18 protein-coding genes and 1 riboswitch are annotated in these 16,327 nt (G+C 26.0%); all 18 genes read right to left on the bottom strand.

Annotated elements, in window-relative coordinates; all coding sequences use genetic code 11:
* Window position 1: 1 nt before the first annotated feature.
* A complete protein-coding gene (locus tag ACFIJ5_RS05195) occupies window positions 2-775 on the bottom strand; it encodes a thiazole synthase (RefSeq protein ID WP_379804626.1) in 774 nt (257 codons plus the stop codon).
* A 183-nt stretch (window positions 776-958) separates the two neighbouring features.
* Window positions 959-1,765, bottom strand: coding sequence for a sulfur carrier protein ThiS adenylyltransferase ThiF (gene thiF, locus ACFIJ5_RS05190; protein WP_379804624.1), 807 nt, complete (start codon window positions 1,763-1,765; stop codon window positions 959-961).
* A 1-nt stretch (window position 1,766) separates the two neighbouring features.
* Window positions 1,767-1,961 carry a sulfur carrier protein ThiS gene (thiS, locus tag ACFIJ5_RS05185; RefSeq protein WP_379804621.1) on the bottom strand — a complete coding sequence of 65 codons (195 nt, stop codon included), beginning with the start codon at window positions 1,959-1,961 and terminating at the stop codon, window positions 1,767-1,769.
* Between the two features lie 185 nt (window positions 1,962-2,146).
* A riboswitch (TPP riboswitch) is annotated at window positions 2,147-2,246 on the bottom strand.
* Between the two features lie 69 nt (window positions 2,247-2,315).
* Window positions 2,316-3,023 carry a hypothetical protein gene (locus ACFIJ5_RS05180; RefSeq protein WP_379804618.1) on the bottom strand — a complete coding sequence of 236 codons (708 nt, stop codon included), beginning with the start codon at window positions 3,021-3,023 and terminating at the stop codon, window positions 2,316-2,318.
* Window positions 3,024-3,108: 85 nt separating this feature from the next.
* Window positions 3,109-4,491, bottom strand: a complete 1,383-nt coding sequence (locus tag ACFIJ5_RS05175) for an ATP-binding protein (RefSeq protein ID WP_379804615.1) — start codon at window positions 4,489-4,491, stop codon at window positions 3,109-3,111.
* Window positions 4,488-5,183: a response regulator gene (locus ACFIJ5_RS05170; RefSeq protein WP_379804613.1), complete on the bottom strand. Its 696-nt coding sequence runs from the start codon at window positions 5,181-5,183 to the stop codon at window positions 4,488-4,490. Before ACFIJ5_RS05170 ends, ACFIJ5_RS05175 begins: the two co-directional genes overlap by 4 nt.
* A 59-nt stretch (window positions 5,184-5,242) precedes the next feature.
* Window positions 5,243-6,589 carry a hypothetical protein gene (locus ACFIJ5_RS05165; protein ID WP_379804610.1) on the bottom strand — a complete coding sequence of 449 codons (1,347 nt, stop codon included), beginning with the start codon at window positions 6,587-6,589 and terminating at the stop codon, window positions 5,243-5,245.
* A gap of 246 nt (window positions 6,590-6,835) precedes the next feature.
* A complete protein-coding gene (locus tag ACFIJ5_RS05160; RefSeq protein WP_379804608.1) occupies window positions 6,836-7,978 on the bottom strand; it encodes an ABC transporter permease in 1,143 nt (380 codons plus the stop codon).
* Window positions 7,979-9,103 carry a SagG family ABC transporter permease subunit gene (locus ACFIJ5_RS05155; RefSeq protein ID WP_379804606.1) on the bottom strand — a complete coding sequence of 375 codons (1,125 nt, stop codon included), beginning with the start codon at window positions 9,101-9,103 and terminating at the stop codon, window positions 7,979-7,981. It abuts the gene before it with no gap.
* Between the two features lie 11 nt (window positions 9,104-9,114).
* Window positions 9,115-10,050 carry an ATP-binding cassette domain-containing protein gene (locus tag ACFIJ5_RS05150; RefSeq protein WP_379804605.1) on the bottom strand — a complete coding sequence of 312 codons (936 nt, stop codon included), beginning with the start codon at window positions 10,048-10,050 and terminating at the stop codon, window positions 9,115-9,117.
* Between the two features lie 51 nt (window positions 10,051-10,101).
* On the bottom strand, window positions 10,102-10,833 hold the full coding sequence (locus ACFIJ5_RS05145) for a SagF family protein (RefSeq protein ID WP_379804603.1): 732 nt from the start codon (window positions 10,831-10,833) through the stop codon (window positions 10,102-10,104).
* On the bottom strand, window positions 10,833-11,471 hold the full coding sequence (locus ACFIJ5_RS05140; protein ID WP_379804601.1) for a CPBP family intramembrane glutamic endopeptidase: 639 nt from the start codon (window positions 11,469-11,471) through the stop codon (window positions 10,833-10,835). Before ACFIJ5_RS05140 ends, ACFIJ5_RS05145 begins: the two co-directional genes overlap by 1 nt.
* The gene (locus ACFIJ5_RS05135) at window positions 11,446-12,804 is read right to left on the bottom strand and encodes a YcaO-like family protein (protein ID WP_379804598.1); all 1,359 of its coding nucleotides are present in this window, start codon (window positions 12,802-12,804) and stop codon (window positions 11,446-11,448) included. The genes ACFIJ5_RS05140 and ACFIJ5_RS05135 overlap by 26 nt, the downstream gene beginning before the upstream one ends.
* 13 nt (window positions 12,805-12,817) lie before the next feature.
* On the bottom strand, window positions 12,818-13,909 hold the full coding sequence (locus ACFIJ5_RS05130) for a streptolysin associated protein SagC (RefSeq protein ID WP_379804596.1): 1,092 nt from the start codon (window positions 13,907-13,909) through the stop codon (window positions 12,818-12,820).
* Window positions 13,910-13,915: 6 nt separating this feature from the next.
* Window positions 13,916-14,872 carry a SagB family peptide dehydrogenase gene (locus tag ACFIJ5_RS05125; RefSeq protein ID WP_379804593.1) on the bottom strand — a complete coding sequence of 319 codons (957 nt, stop codon included), beginning with the start codon at window positions 14,870-14,872 and terminating at the stop codon, window positions 13,916-13,918.
* Between the two features lie 129 nt (window positions 14,873-15,001).
* The gene (locus ACFIJ5_RS05120) at window positions 15,002-15,172 is read right to left on the bottom strand and encodes a streptolysin S family TOMM toxin (protein WP_379804590.1); all 171 of its coding nucleotides are present in this window, start codon (window positions 15,170-15,172) and stop codon (window positions 15,002-15,004) included.
* 34 nt (window positions 15,173-15,206) lie between these two features.
* Window positions 15,207-15,377: a streptolysin S family TOMM toxin gene (locus ACFIJ5_RS05115; RefSeq protein ID WP_379804587.1), complete on the bottom strand. Its 171-nt coding sequence runs from the start codon at window positions 15,375-15,377 to the stop codon at window positions 15,207-15,209.
* Window positions 15,378-15,594: 217 nt separating this feature from the next.
* The gene (locus tag ACFIJ5_RS05110) at window positions 15,595-16,323 is read right to left on the bottom strand and encodes a hypothetical protein (protein ID WP_379804584.1); all 729 of its coding nucleotides are present in this window, start codon (window positions 16,321-16,323) and stop codon (window positions 15,595-15,597) included.
* Window positions 16,324-16,327 lie beyond the last annotated feature (4 nt).

The raw sequence follows: 16,327 nt of genomic DNA, 5'->3' as shown, positions 1-16,327 counted from the left end.
ATTAATTACCCCCATTCAAAAAGCCTGTAAGTGGTGAAGAAGCCTTAGCATTTTGTGATTGAACTCCTAATTTAGCTTCATATGCCATTCTACCAGCTTTAATTGCTAAAGAAAAAGCTTTAGCCATTTTTACAGGGTCTTTTGATGTAGCAATTGCTGTATCTACAAGCACACCGCCTGCTCCCATCTCCATAGCTTGTATAGCATCTGAAGGCTTTCCTATTCCAGCATCTACAATAATAGGAACGTCTATTTCATCTATAAGTATTTTTATTAATTCTTCAGTTCTTAATCCTCTATTACTTCCTATTGGTGCTCCAAGAGGCATTACTGCTGCTGCACCAGCTTCTACTAATCTTTTAGCAGCCATTAAATCTGGACTCATATAAGGCAATACAACAAATCCCTCTTTAGATAAAATTTCTGTTGCTTTTATAGTCTCCTGATTATCTGGAAGTAAATACTTGCTATCAGATATAACCTCTATCTTAACCCAATTACCACATCCCATTGCTTTACCAAGTCTAGCTAATCTAACTGCTTCTTCTGCATTTCTTGCACCAGAAGTATTTGGAAGCAAAATCGTATTTTTAGGAATAGCTTCTATAACATTTCCTTGTTTTGAATCTAAATCTACTCTCCTCAAAGCTACAGTTACAACTTGAGTATTTGAACTTTCTATAACTTTAGATACTACCTCACTATTAGGAAATTTTCCTGTACCTACAAATAATCTGTTTTCAAGTTCTTTTCCACCAATTGATAACTTGTCCATATTAGCATCTCCTCTTTATAATATCGATTTTTGCTTTAGCAAAAATCTTAAATTATATATTAGTTATTTTGCCCTAAGGCAAAATTTCCTTAATTATTAATTATTTACTCAACTTTCGCAGTAAAAAAATACTATTTCCCGCAGCTACTATTTTTCACCTGCAAAAATTAAGTCAATAACTATCTACACTTCTTCATGTCCTAAAATAATTCTTAAAACCATATTGGCTTGGTGATTAGCAGCAATAGCTGCTCTAGGTGCCATGAGCCCACATCCAGGTTTTGCTTCTGATACACCATCACCAACTACATACAAATTTTTCATTACTCGCTTTGTTTTAATTGTGTTTGAACTATAATATCCTGCCATTCCTGATGCTGAAACAATAGGCTTATTAGACAATTTAATCAGTGCTGTATTAATAAGTTCTGCTTTACTTTTAGGATTATCAAATGCTTCCACTATAATATCTACATCTTTAAAAATTTCTTCTACATTTGTTTTATCTAAATATATATCTTTAGTTTCTACACTTACAAATGGATTTATTTGATATAGTAATTCTTTAATAGCTTCTGTTTTCTTCATTCCTAAATGTTTTATAAAATACTGCTGCCTATTTAAATTACTAGGTTCAACTATATCAAAGTCTACTAAAACTAACTTACCAATACCTAATCTACCTAAAGAAATTGCTATATTTGAACCTAATCCTCCTAATCCTGCAACTCCAACTACTGCTCGTTTAACCTTTGCATGTACACCCGGTGTATGTCTGGCAACTAAAAAATTTTCTAGTTCATCTTTCTTAGGCATTTGTCCCTTTCTTATTAAAATTAATCTATCATCTTCTTTCAATTTTGTGTCTTTACTTAAACTAAATCCATTCAAAATAACAATATCTGCATTTTTATTTATCATATTTCTAACAGAAAAAGCTGTAGAATTCTCCTTGACAATATGTGCTTTTTCATTCAAAAATATTTTCATTTTATCCTCCACCTACAAAAGCAACTATTTCAACTTTATCTTCTTTATTTAACACCCTATCCTTATATTTCTCTTTAGGTATAATTTCAAAATTAACTTCAACCACTACTTTATCTTTAGAAACGTTAAGTTTTTCTAACATTTTTTCTATTGTAATTTGACTTTCAAAATCCATCTCTTTTCCGTTAATAATCATTTTTCTCACCTCCTCTAATCACTTATATTCAACTTTTCTTAATCTACAATTAAAATAAAAATAATTCTGAATTTTAGGTGGAGTCTTCTACTCCATTGAATAACCATATACTTACTACTTTTAAACATAAAAAAATGAAAGCTTACCCATAAGGCAAGCTTTCTCAAATATATAAAATATATTTAATTACAACATTCCTGCTTCCCTACGATAGTATTAACTACATCAGGTTCAAAGGGTCGGAAGATAATTCCTCTCAACTACAAAGTTCCCCTAGCAAACATATTAAGTTTTCATGTATATATTAACACATTTAATTATTTTTGTAAACAAAAGTAGTATTTTGCTGAAAATTTATTTACTCTTCTCTGGCTCAAATAAATGATATCCAAATTCCATAGATGTAGGTTTTTCATTTTCTTTTCCTTCTAAAAGAATTGTATTAGTAAACTCTACAAGACCTTTATCTTGTTTATATACTTTTATTTCTTTATAAGTATTTTGTGGATAATTTTTTATACCTTTTACTATTGTTTCAGTTTTAACCATATTTTTATTTTTTTCATCTTTAGATATATCAACAATTTTTGTTTCTGCTTCATACTCTTTTCCTTTTATAATAACCTTCTGTTTCCACACATTGCCCTTTTTTATAGGCAATTTTAAAACTACTTGTTCATTTATAATAGATTGCCAACTTTTAACTTGTTTTACGCTGTCCTTATCAATTATATATTCTTCTTCAATAGTTAAATCTTTTTTAGTCTCTCCTTCACTAAGATCTTCTATTTGGCCCTTAAAATTCAATTTTAATACATCTCCATCTATAACTTTATTTAATGTTAAAGTATGCATATGTTCCAATGTTCCTGAATATCTTAACACAGTACCTTCTACAAAAGGAAATAAACTAGCTAACTCTTTATTATATTTTTTAGTTTTTTCAACTTTTTCATTACTTTTTTTATCTATAGATTGACTAGTTTTTCCACATCCTACAAGACCTATTAAAAGTATAAAACTACAAATAAAACAACACATTTTCTTAATAATTGTTTTCACTTTAATCACTCCTATATGTTAAAATTTTTGTTTTTTGCTTGATTTAATTATATTTTGTTAATGATATTATTAAGTTACAATCTGATTAAAATGGAATCTTAATACTCACTTTTGTTCCTTGTTGCTCCTTACTTGTAATATCTAATTTACCTTTATGAAGTTCTATTATCTCTTTACAAATAGCAAGACCAAGTCCACTTCCAGATTTTTTAGTTTTGCCTTTATAAAACTTTTCTGTTACTTTCTTTAATTCATCTTTTGATATTCCTATACCATTATCTAATATATGTATTTGAACAAAGTTATCACACAAATGTGTACTTATAAATATTTTTTCACCTTTTTTTGAAAATTTAATAGCATTGTCTATAATATTAATAAAAACCTGCTTTAGTCTGTTACTATCACCATTTACAACACATGAATTTTCACACAAATCTAGTATTAAGTTCAATCCTTCACATTCACACCTTTTCTTGAAATAGTTATATACTTTTTTAACTAATTCATTTATATCAATAGCTTGTAAATTTAACTCAACTTTACCTCCTTGCAGTTTTGAAAAATCTAACAATTCTTCTACTAATGATGTAAGTCTTTCTGTTTCGTCATTTATTATTATAAGTCCCTCTTTTATTTCTTTAGGTTCAGTAACTTCACCTTCAACCATAATTTCACTCCAACCTTTAATAGCAGTTAATGGAGTTCTTAATTCATGAGATATAGATGAAATAAATTCATTTTTCAAATTATTACTTTTTTCAATTTCTTCAGCCATATAATTCAATGTATCTGAAAGTTTGCCAATCTCATCATTATGTATTTTTTCAGCTTTTTGGGTAAAATCACCTTTTGACATCACTTCAGCTGTACTTATTATTTTATTTATAGGAACTATTATAGATTTAGCTAAAAAAGAACTAAATAGAAATGTTATTATCATAACTACTATTCCTATTAGAATAGAAACACCATAAATATACAATATCATTTTATTAACTTTATCAATACAAATAACATATCTTAACCCTCCTGATATATCTTTTAAATGATAAAGAGGCATAGATATAGCCATTAAATTTTCTTTTGTTTCTTTATTTTCCCATTTAACAATTTTATGCTCTCCTTGTAATGCATATTTAATATCTTCATTATATGTAATACTATCATTCTTAATCCCATTGGAATTTATTATAACATTGCCATCTGAATCAAATACCTGCATATATACTAATTCATTATTGCTCTCATTTTCCAATATGTATTTTGCCTTTTCATAAATCGTTTGATTTATAAAATATTTATTATAAAGTCTTTCTGCAGTATTTACTTTATTAAATAATTCATTCCTTACAACTTCTATATAATAATTTTTCACTGCTAAAAAAAATATACCTTCTAAAAATAAAATAATACTTATGATAACAATACCATTCTGTTTGTATATACGTTTTTTTATACTCTTCATCTTTCACTACTCCATATATACCCATATCCCCAACTTGTCTTTAAATATTTAGGGTTTGAGGGATCTTCTTCTATCTTTTGTCTTATTCTTCTTATATTAACATCTACAGCTTTTATATCTCCATAATAATTTTCTCCCCAAACTTCATCAAAGATCTTATTTCTACTCAAAACTATATTAGAACTATTGATAAAAAACTCTATAATTGCATATTCTTTTGGAGTAAGTGATATAACTTCATCATTCTTTTTTAAATTTTTTTTATTCATGTCTAAAATAAACTCACCACTTTTTACTATATCTGTATCATTAACACCTTTGGAATTTATACTTATTCTCCTAAGTAATGATTCTATTCTTGCTTCTAATTCTTTAGTACTAAACGGTTTTACAATATAATCATCTGCACCAGTTTTTAACGCAAACACTTTATCGTCTTCTTGTCCTTTAGCTGTTAACATAATAATTCCCAAATTGGAATACTTATTTCTAAATTTTTTACATACCTCAACTCCATCTATGTCTGGAAGCATAATATCTAATAATGCTATTTTTACTGTTCTATCCATTTTCATTAATGCTTCTTTTCCATTTGCTGCTTCAATAACTTCATATCCTAAACTATTCAATTTTATTTTCATAAATTTTCTTATAGATGTTTCATCTTCTAAAACCAATACTTTTACATCCATCATATTTCTCCTTTACATAAAATAATTTATTACAATATTGCTTTCTAATTTTTCAAAAATTAATATTTACTTATAAAGTGAAAAATATGTTTTAACTCTTTTTCATTTATAAAATACTTAGATTGTTTATCTTTTAAAAATATACTTCCAACAAAAACTTTTCCATTTTTTTCTCCTAAAAATATAAAAGATTCATCCTTTGATACATTTTTTATATTACTATATTGTTCTTTAGTAAATACTTGGATGGATAAAATACTCTTATTAATATATTGTTTATTGTCTATAATGTAAAAAATAGTTTTATATTCTTTATTTTCTTTATCAAACTTTTGTTCAATACTAAATTTTTCTCTCCACTTATCTGGAATTTCAATTTTATAACCACCATCATAATTATAATATTCTTTTTTTACTAAGGTAATATTATCTTTACCATTCCATTTATACCATGTTTTAAGTTGAGGTATATTATATACATCCTCTTTTGAAATAACTGGTTTTAAAAAAGCCATTTCTAAAATTCCATCATTATTTATATCTTCAATTTCTCCTGCATCTCTTATGTATGGTTTGTTTTTTCTTACAACTTCATCTTTTAGTGCTTTTGTCAATTTATTATTTTGCATAATTAATAGATTTGTATACAAATTGAATGAATCAACATAAAATCTTACAAATATTCCTTTGCTTTTTGGTGATATGTTTCCCACTATTATATTTGCATCATAACTTTTAGTATTCATAGCAAACTTATCTATAATACTTAATTTATCATTTTTAAAATTATATATATCTATACTAGAGGCATTATTACCACTTGACGTTTTAAACAAAATAACCTCATTATGTTTGTCATTATTAATATCATCTATAGCTAAATCTTTATATTTAAATTGTTCAATCATATGGAAATAACCTTCATCATATGAATATATACATATATCTTTATTATCTTTATCATTTGAATTCCATCCAATAAATATTTCTGGCATTTTATCCCCTGTTATATCCTTACATTGTACTAAATCTATACCGTCAGATATTTGCTCAACTTTATTGATTTCATGCCACTTATTTTGCTTATATTTTAAAATAACCACACCATATAAATTTGTAGTTTCATTTTCATTTTCATTTTTATTTGTTTTATATAATACTATTAATTCATCTTTTCCATCTCCATCTATATCTACTTTCATTACAGCCTCTTTTTCCCTTTGTGATTTAGGTAACGTTAATGTATAATTATTTCCTAAAAACCTTGAAACTGCATTATTTATATCTTGACTTTTTGATGAACTTTTTGGTTTTTCTATTAAATCTCTAGGTGATTTAATAGAACATCCACTGACACAAAATAATGTAATAATACAAATAATTATTATATTTATCTTTTTTACCACCACTTCACCACCTCTTTTTTATATTATTAAAATAAACATATAATATAGTTACAAACTAGTTAATATTCTAAAATTACTTTCATAAGTATATTTTAAATATAAATAAAACTGTAAATAATTATGTATCTATACAAAATTATTTACAGTTTTACTTTATATAATCTATAAATTATAAATTCAACTTTTTCAGTAAAAAAATACTGTCTAGCGAAGGAAAATGATATATAAAGAGTTTCTAGTATACATCTATATTACATTTTTTAAATTTTCATCTCTTATCATTTTTATTATGCCTACTTGAAATAATATTATAGCAAATATCACTACTAAAACTAAATATATTACTACTTCATTTAATGTTTTACCATACTGCAAACTATTTATAGTCTTGAGTATCCAAGTTTGAGGAAAAATATTAGCTAATTTTTGTAAAAAATTAGGCATCATTTCTAAAGGCCAAAAACATCCTGAAAGCATACATGTTGGTGTTATTAGAACATTGGACATTTGTGCAGATTGAGCCATACTTTTTGAAAATGCAGCTATAATTATTCCAAATCCAATAGATACTAATCCAAAACAAGATAATATGAAAAACATAGTACCAACATTTATATAAAAATCTAATTTAAAAACTTTTATAGATATAAGTAAAATTAAAGATATCTGCATTAAAAATATTATAAAATTCGCTATTACATTGGCTATTATATATTGAACTTTAGTAACGGGTGCACAAAATATTCTAAAATAGGTTCTATTAAATTTATCCTTCATTATAAAATTAGATGTAACACTAGATGCCATGAGCATAAATACTAGTAGAAGTCCTATACTTTGCTTAGTTACACTCTTACTTTGACTCTTATCCTTAATTTTTACATCTTGCAATTTTAATTTTTTTTGGTTATATCCATCATATATTTTTTTAAAGATTTGTTTATTATTATTAGATGCTTTACCTATCTTTACAAGAGTATCTAAATAGTAATTTGCATAATTTTCTATCCATGCTGTCACATCTTTTCCTCTAATAGACACTACTTCTAACTGTTTTAAATTCCCTTCATATATGCTTTTATCAAAATTTTTAGGAATTACAAGAACACAATCAACTCTTTTATTTAAAAGATTATTTTCTATTTTTTCTTCTTCTACTTCTCTAATTATAAAATTTTTATTTTCATCTATAGATTTAATCATATCTTTTGACAAATAAGTATTATTTAAATTAACAATCCCTACTTTAGTATAAGACGCACCTGTATTATTTAATCCTAAAGATATAAAAACTCCAAGAATAGGAAGAAACATAAAAGTAATTATATTTGACTTTTTTCTAAAAGCCTGTTTAAGTATATTTTTCATTATTAGAAATATATTTTTCATCTATGCCACATCCTTTCTTAAAGTCACTATTGGTGCTAATAAAAATATAAATGCTACCACTAAATTTATAATTATTGCTGTAGATACAAAAGAAAAATCATTTCCATAAATCATTTTAAATATAGCTTCATTTGTCCATTTTATAGGTGATATGTTTGATATAGTATTTAATACATTACTATTAAACACTTCTAAAGATATATATCCCCCTCCAAGAAATACAAATATAGGAATAACAGTATTTATTGCTACTGATAAAATATTTGCATTTTTTATTAAACTAGATAGTCCAATTCCTACAGAAACTGCCATAAATATTAACGAAGCTGAAATTGCTAATATCATTAAATTGTTAGTTCCCCATCTAGCTTTTAATATGTATTTACTAAATAGAAATACTAATGAACATTGAAACCCTGTTATACAAAAACACCCTAATAGCTTACCAATTAAAATTTTAAATTTTGATGTACTGCTGCACAACATCCTAGATAACGTCTTTCTTCTCAATTCAGAAAGAATAGACATAGAACCTGTAGCTGTACTATATAAAATTATCATAGTAAACATAGTAACAGAGTAGAAATCTATAGACCTAGGTTCTAATTTTCCTAATATAGATTTAGATTTTATAAATTTAGGACTTGAATTGTTATTTATTTTAGATATCATTTGAGGATTAACCTCGGCTATCTGTTCCATCATATTTACTTTTTCCACAAAAGTATCCATCAATGTTTTTACTAAACTTCCATTAAATACTCTTAAGTTATTTGAATATATTTTTATTTTAGTATCACTACTTACATTTATATATGTATCATACTTACCATTGCTTATATAATTTAGTGCTTCATTCTTGTTATTAATTTTTTGAAATCTAATATTCATTGTTTTCTGTATTTCATCAATAAAACTCTGAAACTCCTTTGATACCTTTGCTTTTTTATTTATGGAATATATAACTTCTACTTTTGGTATATTGTTAGAAGAAGCAAAACTTCCTGAAAAAGCGGTTCCTAATATAATTATCATAAGAATAGGAAATATAGTCATCATAAACATACTTTTTTTATCTCTTAAGTTTTGAATAATTTCTTTTTTAAATATATTGAATATACTCATAATCCACACTCCTAATCTCTCAATTTTTTTCCTGTAAGATTTAGGAATATAGTTTCTAAATCACTATGCCTATTTTCTATATTCTTAATTTTTATATTTCGTTCTACAAAAAGAGTTATTATTTTATCTAAATTATTATTTAAAACAGAATTAGTTATCTTTATGATATTTTGTTGTATCTCTACCTCTTCTACACCTTCTATAGATTTTAATTCATTTTCATCTACAGTTTGTCCCTCTTCTATAGTAATTATAATAATATTCTTGTCTGTATTCTCTTCTATTAATTTCTTTTTTTCTCCTTCAGCAATTATCTTACCTTGATCAATTATAGCTATATTAGTACATATATGTTCAACTTCCTCCATATAATGACTTGTATATATAATTGTACATCCTCTTTCATTTAGTTTCTTAATAGATTCTAAAATATGATTTCTAGATTGAGGATCAATCCCTACAGTAGGTTCATCCATTATAATAAGCTTAGGTTCATGAACTATAGCACAAGCTATGTTTAATCTTCTTTTCATTCCACCAGAAAATTTAGAGGGATATTCTTTTGCCTTGTCCTTGAGTCCAACAAATTCTAATGTTTCATTTACTTTCTGTTTTAATTTTTTCCCTCTAAGACCGTATAACCCTGCAAAAAACGCTACATTTTCATATGCTGTTAAATCCTCATATATAGCTATATCCTGAGGCACAACTCCTATATTTTCTTTTACATCTTTTACTTTTTTACTAATTTTTTTACCTAATATATATATGTCACCTTTATCTGCTGATAACAAACCACAAATCATATTTATAGTTGTACTTTTTCCTGCTCCATTAGGACCTAATAGTCCATATACTTGTCCTTCTTGTATAACCAAATTGACATTGTCTACAGCCCTATTACTATCAAAGCTTTTTTCTAAGTTTTTAATCTCTACTAATTTCACAGCACCATCTTCCTCCCTATTTTTAATAATTAATTAAATTTAAATTTTCTATTACTCCTTAAATGCAATTATGAACATATATAACATATATAACATTAAAGTTAAAAGAATACTTGTACTATATATATACAACATTCCTCCAACTATATTTAGCATAAATGCCCATGTTCCATACATTAGAGCTTGTTCCTTATTTCTAACTAATAAAATTTTACTAAAAGTATATAATACAGCTAAAAGAATTAAACATATCGCAATAGAAAAATTACATATATTATTTAATATATAAAAAAATATACCATAAAACAATATAGTTTCTAATAATGCAGTTATAATAGGTCTTATTATTCCTGTATATATAGGATACTTATTATTAAATTTTATCCATGAAACTTTACTTAATTCATTTCTGCTATTCTTACCCATTAATACTTCAACAACTACTATTACAACAAAAAACGTTATCTCTAATATTGCTACAAAAGCTATAATAAATACTGCTATTGAGGTAAGTACATTAATATTTGAACTAATATATTTTATTTGCATTCTACTTCTAATACAAAAATAAATTGATGGTAATATACCTATTATAAAAAAATATATAAATTTAAACACTTCCCAAAATATTTGCTTTCTTATATTAATGATTCCACAAAGATAAAGCGAAAATTTCTTTAAAAATTTTATATCTTTTATATTTATTAAATTAAATATATAAATTAAAAAGACATAAATAAATAACCCTAAAACTATTATGAAATTATTATAACTTTGGTGCATTATTCTCCACCTTTCAAGAGTATAACTATATTTTGTACAGAATGAGTAATTATAGGTACTACTACACTTAATCCACTAAAATAAAATAAACATCCATAAATAAGACCTGACAATATTTTTTGAAATAATATTTCTTTTCCTAAAAGTACATGATTAAAAGCATATACTACTGATGTAATAATCAATACTGATATTAAACTAAATTTAAAATCTTTTAATAATATATAAAACCATACCTGTCTATAAACAATTTCCTCAAGTATACCAATCAAAGCAGTCAATATAATTATTTTTATATTATTCTTTCTCCATAATGAAATTAGTTTTATTTTTTTTATACATTTACTTTGTAAAAAAGCTAACAAATATCCTAAACATATCTCTAAAAAAATTACTATTGGAACTGCCACTATAGCTAATAAATACCAATAATATAACTTTGGCATATTTAAATGAAAACTCTTTGGAACTACTAAAAAAGTTACACATAATACAAATACATATGTACATATAAGTACTTTTAACATCTTGTCCATGTTTATTTCATTCTTTCCATTTATAATCACTTGAGCTATTATTGTAGGATTCATTGTAAAAAATAAAATCATAAAATCAAGGCATTGGATGCGGATATTCATTTTTTATCCCCCCGTATTTTTTCATCCTTGGATGATTTGCAAAGGGAAACTCTGGTATACACATTTCTAGTAATTCAGGTATTAAAACTCTCATTACATACCATCCTTTTTCTCTAGCTTCTGGAGGTGTTATATCCATGTAAACTGCATACTTACTTACTTTTGATATGTATTTTATCAAACATCTGATTTGACTATCTATGCCTTCTCCCCTAAAATCCTCTATTGATGACAGATTAACCTCATCATCTACAAAATCTTGTATTAATTTATCCTTTTGTTCTGTTTTAGTAGGTATGCTATAAAATAATACATTTGTATCCAAATCTAAAAATTTAGGATTTTCTCCAATAACATATTCTAATGATTCTTTGTTATATATAGTGTTAAAATATGAACTATATGAAATAGCTGCTGCTTCCATTATTCCCCTCGTTAATGCATTCTCAGCATTCAATCCACCTTGAACTCCAAACAACATATAAGGAGTTTTCTTATCTTTTCTTTTCAAAAACACACCAAAAGTTGGTATTGGTATTTCTTCTAAAGTCATATATAACGGTATTATCTCATAGGGTGAATTTTCTCCTAAATTTACATCTTCTAAAACCTTATTTACATATTCATTATCAATTTTTACTAAAGAGCATTTTCTTTTTGTATACCAACTAATCATAAAAGCATCAATTTGTATATATTCTATTAGTGCATTTAATAATGCCTTTTTTAAACTCTTATGTGCTGCTGTCCCTGTACTAAAAGATGGAATATAATTCAATTCTCTTTTTTCATGTGAAACATTATATCCTACAAACATCATTTTTGCCGGAACCCATATTTCTTCTTTACTATTTAATAATGATGGACATTTTATCCATCCTATTATATCCTCTTCAGTAACTTTTTTATCACACATCGTCATATTTAATTTTTTGTTTTCTTTTATTTGCTCTTTCGTAAACACATCCATATATTTCAAAGGCATAACTTTACCTTTTTTCAAAATTTCTTTATAAGTTGCATAAACTATCTTATCTTTCAAAAGTTCAGAACATACCATAGTAGCGTATCTTTCTATACTCTCACCAGTATACTTTATCAATGCTTCTTCATAATGAGAACCATATCCTATTATATGATATTGAACACTAGTATTTGAATTTAAAACCTGTTTATGATAATTAGGCATATTTCCTGTTATACTTTTTAAACAAGCTTCATTATCATGATTCACTAAAGGTACTGCTGTAGATTTGAGAATTCCCGTTTGATTTCCTGCTAATGTAGTAAAATCTTTCATCACATTACTGAAACTTGGATAGAATTTAATCATATTAACCTCCTTTTTATAAATTCAATTCATTAATTATACCATCTACAATTCGTCTAGAAGAAATATTAATCTCCTTCAATTTAGCTTTGGATACATTACCACAACCAGGACAAAATGGAACCCTTAATAAATCTTGAACTTGTATCTCTAATGTAGGTATAAAAATACTTAAAACCCTACCTTCAAATTTAGATCCACCAGCATTATTTATAAGAAATCCCTCACATACAACTAAGTTTGTAATTATATTTAAAAGCGGTATCATACCTTTATTTGTATTTTCATTAAAACCATTATCACTTTTTACAAACTCATGATATAATACATGATCTTCCATTCTAGATAATATCCTTTGCTCAAAACATTCTAAACATCCTGTTTTAGGAGGATTTATACTAAATATAGTAATAAAAGGGCCATCCAAAAATGCTGTAACTGCCGGTTTTTTCATATGTAATAAAAGTCTATTTAAATTTCTAAGCAAACTCATATTAGGATGCTGCATACCAATCAATATAGATGAATACTCTTTTAGTTTTCCAGTTAGTTCTTCTATATTCTTCTTAGTTTCGAGTGCATCTAAGTTTGATGTCAAATCTCTTTTTAATATGTCTCTTTTTAATTCCTTTGAACATATATCTAGCTTTAACCCTATAGATTTAGAAATTTCTTTTGCTGTACTTTCTTCATAACTACTATCACATATAAATAATGCCTTTTTATCATATATACCCTCTTTTTTATTATCTTGTGCTATATATCTAAAATTACCTAACAATATTTTATTTATTTCGTTGGTAATGTCATTTTCGTCTTTACTACAAATCATGCCTGAATTATGCAATGCTTCAAAAGTATTTATTAAATTATTTTTATCTTGTTGTGATATATCATAATTTTCTAATGTTTCAAGTTTGAATTCACTTCCATTTTTCATGTCATTTAATATTATTCTGAAAACATTTTTAAATTCATCTGTTTGATCATCTAATTGCAAAACAGCTTCATTATAGTTCCAAAGTCCCATTCTTAATCTAATCTCATTTAAGTTATTATCAAATATCCTTAAATTACTATCTAAAACATAAGCTTTTCCTTTTTCCACGACTCATTACTCCTCCTTTTCTGTACCAACTATATTCATGTGAACTACATGCTTTTGTATTCCATCTATTTTTATAACTTCCTCTACATATTGCTTTTCATATCCTCCTATATCACATGCACCATATCCCAAAGCTGTTGATACAAGTTGAAGGTTTTGTGCAATCTCCCCTGTTTCAATTAGAGCATATGTCATACCAGCATCTCCATATTTTCTTGTGTTAACTAACATATTATAAATATACATTATAAGTAAATTTGAATCTTCAACATTTATATATCCAAACTCTGCAAATTTTCTTACATCACTACTATGAATTTTCGTATTTATAGGTTTTATTGAATGTGAATATGGATAATATTTATAAATACCATTACTTAAGTTTTTTACATTTATAACTAAAACATATAACTCTATGGGATATAATCCCCCTGCAGATGGTGTATTTCTAAGTTTTATGTTTTTATTACTATGTGACAAATTATAGGCTGGAACCTCATCCGCTATACCTTGACTATAATATAAAATATTTGAAAAATCTTGCATAGACATAATTGATTTTGAATATTTTCTTACACTTCTTCTATTTTTAATAACAACAGATAACCCTGTCCTTATTTTTTTTGGTTTTGGAAAAGCAATTACATCGTCAATCTCTTCTCCTAAATCTAAATTCACAGAAGTTAATACTGCACTTTCTTGGAAAAAATTTGATATTCCAATTCTATATCCTATATAATTGTTATTTGCCTTATAATTTAAAAGATACTCTTCACTTCTAAATCTATTATCTTTTGAAAATAAACTACCTTTTATCACATTGTCAGATATTTTTACTACAGTAGAATCTACATATGGTGCCATACTATAATATTGAGTATTAAAAGATACTATTTTCATATTTTCTACAGGATTATTTATATTTTGTTTAGACTTCTTATTATATTTATTACCAATCCTCATAGTTATGCTCCTCTTATTGATACATATTTAAATACCTAAAAGAGGCTGTGTGAGTCAAAAATTTATTTTTGTCTTACTCATACAACCTCAAAATTTTATAAAAATTTTAATACATTAAATAATTACGTACTAATTTCCACCAGATCCTGTTGAACCATTTCCACTTGAAGAAGATGAACCGCTTCCTACATTAGTAGATACACAACAACAACAGCAGCAGCAACAGCAGCCTCCTGGTGCAACATTTACTTCTTCACCTTTATTACTAGTTGCTAATACATGAGATTTAAATTTCAACATAAAATCCTCCCCCTTCTTCTATTAATTGTTAACTCTAATTTCCACCTGATCCTGCTGAACTATTTCCTCCTGAAGAAGATGATCCACTTCCTACATTAACAGATACACAACAACAACAGCAGCAGCAACAGCAACCTCCTGGTGCAACATTTACTTCTTCCCCTTTATTACTAGTTGCTAATACATGAGAATTAAATTTCAACATAAAATTCCCCCCTTCCACAACATCATTTTTCATTGTATTCTATTTTTTACATATACTACAATTATTTTCGTATATATTTTTTATTTCTTTATATTACATTAAGTAAATAAATTTCATATAAAGTGATTTTTCACCTAAAATTTTCTTAAATTTCGTGTAAAAATAAAGACATATATTGCTGATTTCTGCAATATACGCCTTTATTAATAATTTAAAATTATTTCTTTCTTATTTTTTTAATAATAATTCTTATTATAGATATTATCATAATTATAACTATAATGCTGACTACTACATCTATAAAACTAATATCTTCACCTGATGATGAATACATATTCTTATTATTAGATACAACAGGTGCTACAATATGTTTTGTATTTGATGTACTTTGTTTATAATTTTTATTTTTTGATTCATCTACTTTATTTTTATTAGTGCTAGTTGAAAATCCTCCAGATTTAACCCCTTTTTTCTCTGAACTTGAAGAAAAAGATGATGATTTAAATCCTTTTTTAGATGATTTTTGTGATTCAGTTGATGTATTTTTCTTTGTACTATTAGAAAAGCCTCCAGATTTAAACCCCTTCTTCTTTGAACTTGAAGAAAAAGGTGATGATTTAAATGTCTTCTTAGACGTCTTCTTTGGTTTAGATGCTGTACTCTTCTTAGTACTACTTGAAAATCCTCCAGATTTAAATCCTTTTTTCTTTGACTTTGAAGAAAAAGGTGATGACTTAAATAAACTTTTAAATGATCTTTTTTTCTTTGAACTTTTATGTTTAGATTTAAAAGCCAATTGGTTCGATGACACGTTATAGTCACTAACCCCTGCAGCATAAGTAGTACTTTCTCTACCAAATATTGAAAAAGTCCCTACAAATACATTTGAAAAAGTAAACATAAAAACTAATAAAGAAATAAAAAAAAGCTTAAAATTCTTTTTCATTTAC

It is taken from the genome of Haloimpatiens myeolchijeotgali (assembly GCF_042688525.2).
GTDB lineage: Bacteria > Bacillota > Clostridia > Clostridiales > Clostridiaceae > Haloimpatiens.
The sequence above is the reverse complement of the archived record's forward strand: the minus strand, read 5'-3'. Positions and strand labels throughout refer to the sequence as shown.

Bases quoted from the DNA above. Each gene is read 5' to 3' on its own strand.
- ACFIJ5_RS05195 (WP_379804626.1), bottom strand. From the start codon at position 775: ATGGACAAGTTATCAATTGGTGGAAAAGAACTTGAAAACAGATTATTT.
- thiF (WP_379804624.1), bottom strand. From the start codon at position 1,765: ATGAAAATATTTTTGAATGAAAAAGCACATATTGTCAAGGAGAATTCT.
- thiS (WP_379804621.1), bottom strand. From the start codon at position 1,961: ATGATTATTAACGGAAAAGAGATGGATTTTGAAAGTCAAATTACAATA.
- ACFIJ5_RS05175 (WP_379804615.1), bottom strand. From the start codon at position 4,491: ATGAAGAGTATAAAAAAACGTATATACAAACAGAATGGTATTGTTATC.
- ACFIJ5_RS05170 (WP_379804613.1), bottom strand. From the start codon at position 5,183: ATGGATGTAAAAGTATTGGTTTTAGAAGATGAAACATCTATAAGAAAA.
- ACFIJ5_RS05160 (WP_379804608.1), bottom strand. From the start codon at position 7,978: ATGAAAAATATATTTCTAATAATGAAAAATATACTTAAACAGGCTTTT.
- ACFIJ5_RS05155 (WP_379804606.1), bottom strand. From the start codon at position 9,103: ATGAGTATATTCAATATATTTAAAAAAGAAATTATTCAAAACTTAAGA.
- ACFIJ5_RS05145 (WP_379804603.1), bottom strand. From the start codon at position 10,833: ATGCACCAAAGTTATAATAATTTCATAATAGTTTTAGGGTTATTTATT.
- ACFIJ5_RS05140 (WP_379804601.1), bottom strand. From the start codon at position 11,471: ATGAATATCCGCATCCAATGCCTTGATTTTATGATTTTATTTTTTACA.
- ACFIJ5_RS05135 (WP_379804598.1), bottom strand. From the start codon at position 12,804: ATGATTAAATTCTATCCAAGTTTCAGTAATGTGATGAAAGATTTTACT.
- ACFIJ5_RS05125 (WP_379804593.1), bottom strand. From the start codon at position 14,872: ATGAGGATTGGTAATAAATATAATAAGAAGTCTAAACAAAATATAAAT.
- ACFIJ5_RS05120 (WP_379804590.1), bottom strand. From the start codon at position 15,172: ATGTTGAAATTTAAATCTCATGTATTAGCAACTAGTAATAAAGGTGAA.
- ACFIJ5_RS05115 (WP_379804587.1), bottom strand. From the start codon at position 15,377: ATGTTGAAATTTAATTCTCATGTATTAGCAACTAGTAATAAAGGGGAA.
- ACFIJ5_RS05110 (WP_379804584.1), bottom strand. From the start codon at position 16,323: ATGAAAAAGAATTTTAAGCTTTTTTTTATTTCTTTATTAGTTTTTATG.